The sequence below is a fragment of the Thermodesulfobacteriota bacterium genome, assembly GCA_030583865.1.
In the GTDB taxonomy this organism is placed as follows: domain Bacteria; phylum Desulfobacterota; class GWC2-55-46; order GWC2-55-46; family GWC2-55-46; genus UBA5799.
The window spans coordinates 516,496-528,794 of record CP129479.1 but is presented as its reverse complement, the minus strand read 5'-3'; the positions used below and the strand labels follow the sequence as shown (position 1 = coordinate 528,794).

The following is a 12,299-nucleotide window of genomic DNA, read 5'->3' as shown; positions in this document are numbered from 1 at the left end:
ATGATAATATGTGAGCTTTTTTATTTCAGCCCTGACACAGAGATCAGGAAAAATAACTATTTTTAGAGGTAGCCATAAATCCTTTCAGGGGAGTGTGGCGCGGTCTGCCTTGGCTTCGCGCCTGCGGGTTTCAAGCGGCCTGAAGGCCGAGTTTATTATAACATAATTCAGGGCCGATGCATGGGCAATCGCAAAAACCCGGCTATACCCTCCGGAGAAAACATTTCCCCGGCTTCTGCTCGATGAAGCCCTTGAGCTCCATCTGTAGCAGAAGCGTAGAGGCCCTTGCCGCCGTAAGCCCGGTAGCATGGAGTATGCTGTCAATGTGCTCCGGCCCTTCCTTAAGCGCCTTCAAGATCAGCATCTCTTCACCTTCGAGCTGGACCGGCCTCTCCTCCGATTCCCTTTCGACTCTCGCGGGGCATATGGAAAGCGCCCCTGCTATGTCCGCGGCGCTCTCGATAAGCCCGGCGCCGTCCTTGATGAGCTTGTTCGTGCCGCTGCTCCTTAAGGATGTCACCTGGCCGGGTACGGCGAAGACCTCCCTCCCGTACTCGAGCGCGAGCCTCGCCGTCATGAGGGAGCCGCTCCTTACGGGCGCCTCAACCACTACCAGCCCCCTTGAAAGCCCGCTTATGATCCTGTTCCGCCTCGGGAAGTTCTGCTTAAGGGGCGGGGTGGACATGGGGTACTCGGATATTAGGGTCCCCTTGGATGCTATCTCCTCGTAGAGCTTCCTCGACTCGCCCGGGTATACAAGGTCAACGCCCGTGCCCAGGACCGCCGCGGTAAACCCGCCGGCTGAGAGAGCGCCTTTGTGCGCGGCAGAGTCGCAGCCCCTTGCCATTCCGCTCACGACCGAAGCTCCCATCACTGCAAGCCCGGAGGCGAGCGTTTCGGCCATCCTGAGCCCGTAGGGCGTGGGGCGCCTCGTGCCTACTATGCCAACGCACGGAAGGTCGTCCCTCCACTCAAGCCCTTTCATGTAGAGAAGGCAGGGTGGGTCGTAGACCCTCATAAGGGCGGAAGGGTAGCCCGGGCCGCCATATGGAACTATCCTTGCGCCGTGCTTCGAAGCCAGCAGAAGCTCCCCTTCGGCCCGGTCCCAGGAATTGAACTCCGTTACCGACCGGGCGAGCTCCGGAGAATATGCGTCAAGAGAGCTCCTTTTGGATGAAAAGACATCCTCCGGACTGCCGAATCTTTCAAGTAAATCGGCTATATTGAGCCGATCTATGCCCTTGAGGAGGCTCAGGGCAAGCCAGTATACGAGCCTATCTTTACCCAACCATTACCCCTGAGGCGTATCCGATGCCCGGCTTGTGAAGGGAGCTTGTGACCGGGGCGGCGGATGCCGCCCCGCTTGAAAAACTTACTGGGTACTGACGGTGGAGACCTTGTCTCCCCATACTATGGGTCTCTGGCTCTTCAGGACGACACCGGTGGAAGTGGCCTGGCCCGCTTCCAGGATGACGAGTGTGCCGAGCTCCAGAGGCGGAATGCTTACCTTTTTCTTCTTACGGGCCATTGGGTCCAGCTCCTCCGGGACCGGCCTGAAGATGCGCATTATGTTCCCGGCCTTTATGCCGTCGGCCGAGCCCTTGTCTATATAGGCTATGTCTCCCTCGGAGAGGTTCTCCCTCGCTTCGAGGGCGGTCACTATATGGCCGTTCACTTCGGCGTCGGTCTCCGTGAGCGCCACCTCGACCACGGGCCGGGTGTACGGCTTGAGCCTGGCCTTCAGGGGGATTTCCCTGAACGACCTCTCTACCACTCCCTCGGCCGGGGCCTCGGCCCTGGTTATCCTGAGGCTCCCTATGACCTCTACCTCGCTCCCCATTTTTTTCCTGGTATCGGGGTGCCTTATCTTCTTACCTTCCATGAATACCGTGAAGCGGTCGCCGGCCTTTACGTCGCTGGCGTCCCCGAACGAGACGTACACCTTGTCGCCCTCGCTCATGAAGAGCTTGCCTTCCTCCTGCTTCACGATGGCGCCGCTCCCCTTGAGCTCGGCTTCGGAGATAAAACCGCCCCGGGCCATTGCCTTGTCCTTTACCCTGGGCCCCTGGTCAGCGGCCTTCTCCGCCGTATCCACCTTTTCCGCCGGGGCTTCCGACAGGGCTTCCGACTGGGCGTCGGCCTCTTCCGGCTCGAGCACCACTACCTGCTCACCGTCCTCGCTCAGTTCGACCCTGTAGAGGCCTTCTGCCCTCTGGTCGGGGCTGAGCACTTCAATGCCTTCGGGGGTAATCCTCACGATGTTGCCCGGGTATATGAGATGCGGGTTCTTGATGTAGGGGTTTATCTTCCAGAGGCCCGGCCATTTGAACGGGTCTTCAAGGTACTTCCCCGAGATGTCCCAGAGCGTGTCCCTCGGGACGATCTTGTGATACGCCGACTCTCCGGCTTCAGCGCCGGCCGTTTTTCCGGCCTCTCCGGCGATGAGCCCGCCGCCATACAGAAGCGGGATGGAAAGGACGAGGGCCGAACAGCCGAGCTTGATCGCGAACCTTTTGGAGTACATTTCGTACCTACCTTTCGCCTTTCAGGCCTCCGAGGGCCTTCGCTGCAATCGAGGCAGCATGGGAGCCCGGATATCTTTTCACTAGCCTTTCAAGGGCGGCCCTTGCCTCGTTGTCGCGTTTCATCTCCTGGTACGAGAAACCGGCCTTGAGGAGCGCATCGGGCGCCTTGTTCTCTTCCGGGTACTTATCGACCACTTCCGAGAATTTCTCAAGGGCTTTTTCAAATTCCCTTGCCGAGTAATAGGTCTCGCCTATCCAGTAGAGGGCGTTGTCAGAGAGGGTATGCCTGGGATATGAGCCGAGGAAAGACGAAAAGATCTTCCTCGCTTCCTCGTATCTCCCGGCCATGAAGAGGTCCTGCCCCTCGTTGTACAAGGCCGAGGCGTCGCGGAGAACGTCTCCCTTGTCCCAGCCGTGCCCCTTTTCCTTGACGGCAGGGACGCGTTTTCCGCCTTCTTCCGAAAGCGGCACCACCTTGAGGCCCTCCGGAGGCGCGACCGGGACCGTGCCCATGTTCTCGACCTCGGCCCTGGTCTCCTCTATCTTCTCCTGCAGGAGCACAATCTTGTTGCCGAGGTCGTCTATCCTCGAGTTTGCCTCTGACATGGAAATCCTGAGCTCGGCGACCTGCCTCGAAAGCTCGTCCATGGACTTCTGCTGGCCTCCGACCCCGGCGCACCCGGCGAGCGGAAAGACCGCGACTGCAAATATAAGCGTACTCAGCCTCATGCCGGAAAAGTAATCCCCTTGGCCCGGGTTGTCAAGCAAAAAACATCGCGCCACGCCAAAAGCCCATGTTTCAAGCGGCATAAGAACGCTTCTTCTGGCGGGGCCGGGCCTGATGGCAAGAGGCCTGTTTCGCGCGACTATTCTTACGCTTCAGGGGCCTTTGCGTCAGTGACCCGAATCACCCTCAAGCATCTCCTTTATATTCCTCCCCAGGAGGTCCCTGCCAGCGCCGGTCACGGCAGAGAAGAGCACCGGACCGGCAATCGACGACTCTCTTTTCAGCCTGGCCGCCCTCGATGAAAGCTGGTTTGCGGAGAGCTTGTCGGTCTTGGTAAAGACCACCTTGCAGCCTATGCCGCGCTCAGTCAGCCATTCGAGCACGTTCGCCTCCTCCTCGCCCATGTCCCGCCTCGGGTCGAGTATGAGGAGCGCGCCCATGATGCTTTCGCGCCTCCTGAAATATTCCTCGGTCATGCCCTCCCAGCTCTTTCTCTCCTCGCGGGAGACCTTCGCGTACCCGAAACCCGGGAGGTCGACGATGTAGAAGCGCCCGTTTATGAGGTAGAAGTTCATGGTGCGGGTCTTCCCGGGCTGGGAGCTTGTCTTTGCGAGGCCCTTTTTCCCCGTGAACGAGTTTATGAGCGAGGACTTGCCTACGTTGCTCCTGCCTATGAGGACTATCTCCGGGAGGCCGGTCTTCGGGCACTGCTCGATATTCACCGCGCTCGCTATATACTCTGCGCTCGCGATTTTCATGAGGTGACCGACACGATTTCCTCGTAGGTGGTCCCGCCCTGCAGCATCTTCCTCACTGCCGACTCGCGGAGGGTGGACATGCCGTCCTCCCTAGCGGCCTTGAAGACCGCGTTGGTGTCGCTCGTCCTGGCGACCACTGATTTCACCCTCTCGGTGAACTCGAGCACCTCGAATATACCGGTCCTGCCCTTGTAGCCGGTGCCCCTGCACTCGGGGCAGCCCTCGCCGTACCAGACCCTGTATTCGCGGTCGTTCCTGAGCCTCAGGTTCTGGACCTCTTCGGGTTCGAGCGCCCGTTCCTTCCGGCAGTGCACGCATATCTTCCTTACGAGCCTCTGGGCGATTATCCCGGCTACCGTCGAGTTTATGAGGAAGTTGGGCACCCCGAGGTCCGCAAGCCTCGTAACCGTCGAGGGCGCGTCGTTCGTGTGGAGCGTGGAAAAGACCAGGTGCCCTGTGAGAGCGGCCTGGACCGCGTTATCGGCCGTTTCCCTGTCCCGTATCTCTCCGACCATGATGATGTCCGGGTCCTGCCGGAGGATGGTGCGGATGCTCCCGGCGAAGTCCACCCCGATCTGCTGCTGCACGCCCACCTGGTTGAACTCCTCGACTATCATCTCTATGGGGTCCTCTATGGTGACGATATTCACCTCCGGGGAGGAGAGCGACTTCAAGGCCGAATAGAGGGTCGTGGTCTTTCCGCTGCCCGTCGGGCCGGTCACGAGCACTATGCCGTTCGTCTTCTTGAGAAAGGAGCTGAAGGTCTCGAGCTCCCTCGGCGTGAAGCCCAGCGACGATATGTCCTGGAAAAGGAGCTCCGGGTCGAATATCCTTATGACCACCTTCTCGCCGAATGCCGTGGGGAGGGTTGATACGCGTAGCTCTATCTCCCTGTCCTTGAACTCGGTCTTGATCCTCCCGTCCTGCGGCCTCCTCTTCTCGGCTATGTCCATCCTCGATAGCATCTTTATCCGAGATATGATTGAAGGGTGGACGGCCTTGGGCACCGTGTGGATGTAATGAAGGACGCCGTCGATCCTGAGCCTCACGACCGACCTGTCCCTCTTGGGCTCGATGTGTATGTCGCTCGCCTTCTGCTCGTAGGCGTAGTGGAGAAGGTACTCGACCGCGTTAACTATGTGCTGGTCGGTAGCCTCTAGCTCGACCGAGCCCTTGAGCCTCACGTACTGTTCGAGGTTACCCAGGTCGCCTATCGCCGAGGACTCCTTCTCGGCGGCCCCGACCGAGTACCTGAAGCCGTAGAACTCCCTTACTATCTTCAGGATGTCGCTCTTGGAGCTCAGGACGAGCTCTACTTTCATCTTCCTCGTGGCCTTGAGGCTCTCGACCGCCTCGAGGTTGAAGGGGTCCGCGACGGCGAGGGTGACGACACCCGCTTTTTCCTCTACCGGCACCACAAGATAGCGCTGGGCAAAGGGCCTCGGGATGTGGGACGTGACGATGTCGAGGTTGAGCTTGAGGGGGTCGATCTTGAGATACGGCAAGCCCACCTCGGCGGCTATGGCCTCGGTTATGGCGTCCTCGGTCAGGTATTTCTCGGTGCCGGGTATCCGGATCTCAAAAGAGGCTATTACCTCGGCGGGGGAGACCGTCTCGGATATGGTCTGCAGGCGCTTTGAGGAATAGAAGGAATCGTGGGATTTCCTGAGGCGCGCCCTCTGGGCCTCGCCCTTTATCGCGACCTCCCTCTCCTCCGCAGGGCTCAGGAGCTTCCTTTTTACAAGGAGCCCGGTTACGAAATCCAGCGTAAGCGTCTTTTTATCGCTCATTTACAGTCCATTTTAAAACCAACCCACTGCGGCTTGGAAGCAGGTCATTTTGTTTGGTCGGCTGAGAGCCCGACTGAATTTCCCCCTTTTTTAAAGAGGGACAAAGGGGGATTATAAAAGACTTCATAATCTCCCCTACCCCCTCTTTAGAAAAGAGGGGACCAAGATCTTTTAGCCTGGCCTAAAAACCCGGCCCTTCGCTCTTTTCGGCAGGCCCCGGTTTTTCTTTATCCCTTAAGGCCGCCAGAAGCTCGCCAAGGAGCCGGTTCGTCTTCTCCTGCTCACCTATCAGGTCCCTTATGAGGCCCTTAATGCCGAATACCGCGAACGGCAGGGCTATCCAGAGTATAAGGAGTACGCCTATGGAGACGGCGATGAATATGGCCGCGGCGCTGAAGACGACGAGGAGGCTTTCGCTGAACGGCAGGTCCGTCATTCCCTATTCCCTCCGGAGATTACAAGGGCCGCCCTGTGCCACTCGACATCGGCCTGCTCGGCTTTTTTCATGTCCTTAATCGTGACGGTCCCGGTCTTTAATTCGTTCTCTCCGAGTATGACCACGAAGTCGGCAGAGAGCCTGTTGGCCTTCTTCATCCTGTTCTTGAGCGCCCCTGCGGAGAAGTCCTCGACGACCCTTATGCCGGCATCCCTCCAGGCGGAAATAAGCTCTATGCCCTTCCGGACCGCCTCGTCGCCCAGGGCGATGAATACCGTAAGGGGCTTTCCCGGCGCGCCGCCCTTCATTATGAGCGCGAGCCTCTCTATCCCGGCCGCAAACCCGAAGCAGGGCGTATCCGGGCCGCCGAGCTCGGATACGAGATTATCGTACCTGCCGCCCGCCGCGACCGCGTTCTGGGAGCCGAGTCCCGTATCGGCTGTTATTTCGAAGGTCGTCCGGGTGTAGTAGTCGAGCCCCCTTACCATCCTCGGGTTCAATACGGGCGTTACGCCGTAGAGCGACAGGAAACGCCTGACCTCGCTGAAGTGCCCTCCGCATGGCTCGCATAGCGACTCGAGTATCGAAGGGGCGTTTTTCGTGGCCTCTATGCAGCCCGGGACCTTGCAGTCGAGCGCCCGTAGCGGGTTCGCGTCTATCCTCTTAAGGCAGTTCTCGCAAAGGTCCCCTGTCCTCTCCTTCAGGTAATTATACAGCTTTTCCTTGTAGGCGGGCCTGCAGTTCCGGTCCCCAAGGGAATTTATCTGGAGCGCGGCCCCCTCGACCCCGAGCTTCCCGAAGTACCTCATGAGCATGGAAATGGTCTCGGCGTCCGCCCTCGGGCTCTCATCGCCGAAAACCTCTGCCCCGAGCTGGTAGAACTGGCGGTACCTGCCCTTTTGCGGCCGCTCGTAGCGGAACATTGGGCCGGTATAGTAAAGCCTCGTAACAGGGGCGGTGTAGAGCTTCCTCTCGATATAGGCCCTGACCGCCGGGGCCGTGCCCTCCGGCCTCAGGGTGATGGAGTCGCCGTGGCGGTCGGTGAAAGTGTACATCTCCTTCTCGACTATGTCGGTCGTCTCGCCTATGGAGCGGAGGAAGAGCTCGGTCTTTTCGACGATCGGGAGCTTTATCTCAGAGAAGCCGTAGGTCCGGAAGACCGACCAGGCGGTCTCCTCTATGTGCCTCCAGAGCCCGGACTCGGGCGGCAGTATGTCGTTAAAACCCCTGACAGAGGCTATGCTCATCAAAAAAGCCTTTCATGTCCCCTGGGCTTAAACGGGACCGGATTGCGTTAAGAATATCGGCAACTTCTAAAAATTAGAGATTTTTCCCGCAATCAAGGAAGGGCGGGAATAAAAAGCGGAGCATATATGACAATATGTGAGCATTTTTATTCACGCCCTGACGCAGAGTCCGGGGAAAAGATCAATTTATAGAGGTTGCCTATCAAGATTTCTTAACACATGCGCCGTTTTTATGCAAGGCCGTGAAACCCCGCGCCCTTGACACCCGGTTGGCGTTAAGTTAAGTTATGGGTGCCTCTAAAAATCAGGAATTTTTTCTGAGGTCAAGGAAGGGCGGAAATAAAAAGCGCAGCATATATCGGAATATGTGAGCATTTTTATTTCCGCCCTGACACAGAGATCAGGAAAAATAATCATTTTTAGAGGCAGCCTTATCTTCTTTGAAGGCTTGACCGGGCCTAACCCTTCGGAGGTGCAGCGATGCAGAACGACAGGTCCCTGGAAGTGCTCCTTCACGAAAAAAGGCTCTTTCCGCCGACCCCGGAGATAATGGAATCGGCCCATGTCAAGGGGCCGGAGGAGTACGAAAGGCTCTACAGGGAGTCTATCGAGGACCCTGACGGCTTCTGGCACCGGATGGCCGGCATACTCGACTGGACGAGGCCCTGGGACAGGGTCTCCGAATGGGACTTTAAAAAACCTTCCGTCAAATGGTACCTGAACGGCAGGCTCAACGCCTCCCATAACTGCCTCGACCGCCACCTGAAGGGCCCGAGGAGGAACAAGGCCGCCCTCATATGGGAGGGCGACGACGGCTCCTACCGGACCTTCACCTACCAGCAGCTCTCCTATGAGGTCAACCGCTTCGCGAACGTGCTCCGGGCCAACGGGGTAAAAAAAGGCGACCGGGTAACCATATACCTCCCGATGATACCGGAGCTCGCCATAGCGGTGCTCGCCTCGGCCCGGATAGGCGCGATCCACAGCGTCGTCTTCGGAGGCTTCAGCGCCGCGTCCCTGAGGGACAGGATCCTCGATTCCGACTCCAGGCTCCTTGTAACTTCCGACGAGGGCATAAGGGGCGGCAGGAACATACCCATGAAGGAGAACGCCGACGCGGCCCTTGCCGAATGCCCCGGCGTAAGAAGGGTAATTGTCGCGAAAAGGACCGGCGCTCCAGTGCCCATGAAGGCCGGGCGGGACGCCTGGTGGCACGAGGAGGCCGCAGCCCCTGGCATAACGGGCGTTTGCGAGCCCGAGGACATGGACTCCGAGGACCCGCTCTTCATCCTCTATACGAGCGGGTCTACGGGCAAGCCCAAGGGGGTCCTACACACTACCGGCGGCTATCTCGTATTCTCGGCCCTCACCTTCAAATGGATATTCGACTACAGGGAAGAAGACATCTACTTCTGCACCGCCGATATAGGCTGGGTTACCGGCCACAGCTACATACTTTACGGCCCGCTCGCCTGCGGCGCGACCTCCCTCATGTTCGAGGGCATCCCGACCTGGCCCGACCCCGGCAGGTTCTGGGAGATAGTCGAGAAGCACAGGGTCAATATATTCTACACCGCGCCTACCGCCATACGGGCGCTCATGCGGAGCGGGCCGGAATGGGTAGGGAAATACGACCTTTCAAGCCTCCGCGTCCTCGGCTCGGTCGGGGAGCCCATAAACCCCGAGGCATGGATGTGGTATCACCTCCACGTTGGCAAGGGCCGTCTCCCTATCGTGGACACATGGTGGCAGACCGAGACTGGCGGGATACTCATCTCGCCTCTCCCGGGCGCGACGACGCTCAAGCCCGGCTCCGCGACGAGGCCTTTTTTCGGGATAGCGCCCAGGGTGCTCCGCGAGGACGGCAGCCCGGCAGGTGTAAACGAGGGCGGCTATCTCGTAATTGAAAAGCCCTGGCCCGGCATGCTCAGGGGCACTTACGGCGACCCGGAGAACAAGCGGATAAAAGAGGTCTACTTCAGCCGCTTTCCGGGCTATTACACGAGCGGCGACGGCGCAAGGGTGGACGAGGACGGGGATTTCTGGCTCATGGGGAGGATAGACGACGTACTTAACGTATCCGGCCACAGGCTGGGGACAGCCGAGATAGAGAGCGCCATAGTCTCCGACGAGGCCGTGGCAGAGGCGGCCGTGGTCGGCTTTCCCCATGCCGTGAAAGGGGAGGGCATATACGCCTTCGTGGTCCTGAAGGAAGGGGTAAGCCCCTCGCCCGAGCTTTCGAGGCACGTCGAAGACCACGTGAAACAGGAGATAAGCCCCATTGCCAAGCCTGACCGCATACTATTCGCAACCGGGCTACCCAAGACCAGGAGCGGCAAGATAATGCGGAGGATCTTGAGGCAGATAGCCCAGGGCTCCACAGAACTCGGCGACACCTCCACGCTTGCGGACCCAACCGTTGTCGAGACGCTTGTGCGCGAAAGCTCGAAGGGACTGGAACGCGAGGGGGAATGAGCACCCTGGACGCCATGCATGTCCAAATCCGGAGAACTGCTATAAAGGCAACCTCTAATTTTTAGAGATTGCTGAAAAAACTCCGTTTTTATTCAGGCTGCTTAAAAAGCTCCAGATGCGAGGCCCCGTTGGAATAGGCGAGCGAGGAATGAGGCGCACTTTTAGTGTACGCCTTCGTAGCCAGCGACATAGCCTTCGACGGAGAACGACTTTTTCAGCAGCCCGCTAGAGGTTGCCTCAATAAAAAACGGCCCCGGTAAACCGGGGCCGTTCCAAGTTTCCGAGAGGGGGCTAAAGCCGCTTACTCCTGGACCCTTCTGGCGCTCTTTTTCGACGCCTTGGCGCGGCGCTTTGCCGCTTCCTGGCGCTTTCTCTTCTTCTTGACGCTCGGCTTCTCGTAGAACCTTCTCTTCTTTATCTCTTTGAAGGTCCCGTCCTGAGCGAGCTTGCGCTTGAGGATCTTGAGCGCCTTCTCAAGCTGGTCGTCAAATACCTTGACCTCTGACAAAAGTTAACACCCCCTCCACAATGGAAATTAATTCGGGTTTTGCGGGCTTGGATGAAAAGGCCCTGTTTGTAGAAAGACACGAAATTATACCAGAACGCTGAGACAAGTCAAATACTTTCACCCTCCAGGCATAAGGCACATTTTTGATTATAGCAGAAAGGGCCGGGCCTGCATGTGCAATTCTCTTCAAAGCGGCCGCTTCGTCTGGTATAATCAGACCCGGAAACGAACGACCATTAGAAGCACGACGCGCATCACGGAAAAACAATGAAAAAACGCACCATTACAACGTTACTGGTCCTCGTCTCGGCTGGGCTTTTCACAGGCTGCGTATCCAAAACGGCGCACGAAGGCAGGGTGACCATCCTCCTTGAGCAACTCCACAGGGAGCGGATGGAAAAGAACGCGGAGATACAGCTCCTTGAGACAAAGGTCCGCGAGCGCGGCAGGACCCTTTCCGGGCTCACAGAGATGTACATGAAGATCAAGGCTCAGAACGACACGGCCCAGGAAAAGCTCGGCAGGCTCGAGGGCGACCTCAATGCCCTGCAAAACGACCTGTCAGAGCTGAAGCTCATAGTGTATTCCAACCTGAAGGGCTCGCAGGCGAACGAGATGATACTCAAGCTCAATGAGATGCAGCGGCGTGTCCAGGCCATCCTTGAAAAAAGCGCCGAGCCAGGAGCGGATGTCCCTCTCGGGAGCAGCGCCGAAGGGTGGCCTGAGCCTGCCCGGTTGGAATAAGGCTCAAGGCTGTCGCAGCTCACTGTCCCTTCCAAGCCCCGACCAATCGAGCCTTTCACTCAGCAGCCCCGCCTTTCTCTCAAGCTCGTCGTATTTGGACCGGGCAAATGACAGGTGCCGCCCGAGGGTTTCGAGGTCTGCCGAGAACTTCTCGAACTCGCCCCTCAGGCCCGAAAGGTGGGCCAGCATCTCCCCTGCCCTCGCCTCTATCTCCATGCCCCTGAGTCCCATCGCTATGGTCTGGAGGTACGCATAGAAGCTGTTCGGGGAGACCGGCACGACCTTTTTTGAGACTGCATACTCGGAAAGCGCGGCCCCGCATTCTTCTCTGCCGGTTATGAGCTCGTAATAGACGCTCTCCGAGGGGACGTACATGAGGGCGAAATCCAGCGTGCCTTCCGAGGGGCGGATATAGGCCGAGGCGATGGAATCGATGTGCCTCCTGCAGTCCGAGGAGAACCTCCTTGAAGCCGCGCGCCTCTCCTCGTCGGTCCCGGCCTCGACGATGCGCCTGAAATTATCGAGCGGAAATTTGGAGTCTATGGGCACCAGCCCTTCCCTGAGCCTCACGACCGCGTCCACCCGGGCGCCGTCCCTGAACCCGTACTGGAGCTCGAAGCGCTTCGAGGGCAGGCACTCGGAAAGGAGCTCGGAAAGAAAAAGCTCGCCGAGGCCTCCCCTTGCCTTGGGTGCGGAGAGGACCTTCTCAAGCCCGGATATGCTCCTTCCCACCTCGTAGACCTGCTCGGTCGCCTTCGAGAGCTCCCCTAGGGCCTGCTTTATCTCGCTTACCGTCCTGTTCGAGTTGTCCATCCGGGAATTCATCTGGCCTGAAGACGCGCTCATCTGGGCCGTAACGGCGGAGAGCTCCTCCGCCACCTGCCCGGAAAGCATGATGAGCTGGCTGTTTATGTGCCTTACGCTCTGGGATATCGAGTCCTGGAGTTCGGACCTGATGGAAGACATCTCGGCTGAGATGTAGGCGCGCCTGGCCCGCGAAGCCGATACTACCGCGAACGCAGCCGCAAGCGCGACGAGGAGCCCGAGGGCCGCAAGGATAACGACCATTAGCGGGCCCTCGGGCATGGG

The 12,299-nt window shown here is 58.6% G+C and carries 11 protein-coding genes; 2 read left to right on the top strand and 9 right to left on the bottom strand.

Annotation, left to right across the window (positions count from 1 at the left end):
- Positions 1–202: 202 nt before the first annotated feature.
- From dprA to hisS, 7 genes are all read right to left on the bottom strand, one after another.
- Positions 203–1,288, bottom strand: coding sequence for a DNA-processing protein DprA (dprA, locus tag QY316_02480; protein WKZ33290.1), 1,086 nt, complete (start codon positions 1,286–1,288; stop codon positions 203–205).
- Between the two features lie 84 nt (positions 1,289–1,372).
- Positions 1,373–2,524, bottom strand: a complete 1,152-nt coding sequence (locus tag QY316_02475) for a LysM peptidoglycan-binding domain-containing protein (protein WKZ33289.1) — start codon at positions 2,522–2,524, stop codon at positions 1,373–1,375.
- A gap of 7 nt (positions 2,525–2,531) precedes the next feature.
- Positions 2,532–3,254 (bottom strand): tol-pal system protein YbgF, encoded by a 723-nt coding sequence (gene ybgF, locus QY316_02470; GenBank protein WKZ33288.1) that lies wholly within the window; start codon positions 3,252–3,254, stop codon positions 2,532–2,534.
- A 165-nt stretch (positions 3,255–3,419) separates the two neighbouring features.
- Complete coding sequence (yihA, locus tag QY316_02465) at positions 3,420–4,010, bottom strand: ribosome biogenesis GTP-binding protein YihA/YsxC (GenBank protein ID WKZ33287.1); 591 nt, start codon at positions 4,008–4,010, stop codon at positions 3,420–3,422.
- Complete coding sequence (locus QY316_02460; protein WKZ33286.1) at positions 4,007–5,800, bottom strand: GspE/PulE family protein; 1,794 nt, start codon at positions 5,798–5,800, stop codon at positions 4,007–4,009. The genes yihA and QY316_02460 overlap by 4 nt, the downstream gene beginning before the upstream one ends.
- Positions 5,801–5,981: 181 nt before the next feature.
- A complete protein-coding gene (locus QY316_02455; GenBank protein ID WKZ33285.1) occupies positions 5,982–6,236 on the bottom strand; it encodes a hypothetical protein in 255 nt (84 codons plus the stop codon).
- The gene (gene hisS, locus QY316_02450) at positions 6,233–7,483 is read right to left on the bottom strand and encodes a histidine--tRNA ligase (protein WKZ33284.1); all 1,251 of its coding nucleotides are present in this window, start codon (positions 7,481–7,483) and stop codon (positions 6,233–6,235) included. Before hisS ends, QY316_02455 begins: the two co-directional genes overlap by 4 nt.
- A gap of 480 nt (positions 7,484–7,963) precedes the next feature.
- Between hisS and acs the strand changes: the two genes are divergently transcribed.
- Positions 7,964–9,958 (top strand): acetate--CoA ligase, encoded by a 1,995-nt coding sequence (gene acs / locus QY316_02445; protein WKZ33283.1) that lies wholly within the window; start codon positions 7,964–7,966, stop codon positions 9,956–9,958.
- A gap of 301 nt (positions 9,959–10,259) precedes the next feature.
- Here acs and rpsU read toward each other — a convergent pair whose 3' ends face one another.
- Positions 10,260–10,466 (bottom strand): 30S ribosomal protein S21, encoded by a 207-nt coding sequence (rpsU, locus tag QY316_02440; GenBank protein ID WKZ33282.1) that lies wholly within the window; start codon positions 10,464–10,466, stop codon positions 10,260–10,262.
- A 267-nt stretch (positions 10,467–10,733) separates the two neighbouring features.
- Here rpsU and QY316_02435 point away from each other — a divergent pair, with 267 nt between their 5' ends.
- Entirely contained in the window at positions 10,734–11,210 is a 477-nt protein-coding gene (locus QY316_02435) for a hypothetical protein (GenBank protein ID WKZ33281.1), read from the top strand.
- A 3-nt stretch (positions 11,211–11,213) separates the two neighbouring features.
- Here the strand turns inward: QY316_02435 and QY316_02430 are convergent, their stop codons facing one another.
- Positions 11,214–12,296: a DNA recombination protein RmuC gene (locus QY316_02430; protein ID WKZ33280.1), complete on the bottom strand. Its 1,083-nt coding sequence runs from the start codon at positions 12,294–12,296 to the stop codon at positions 11,214–11,216.
- Positions 12,297–12,299: the final 3 nt, after the last annotated feature.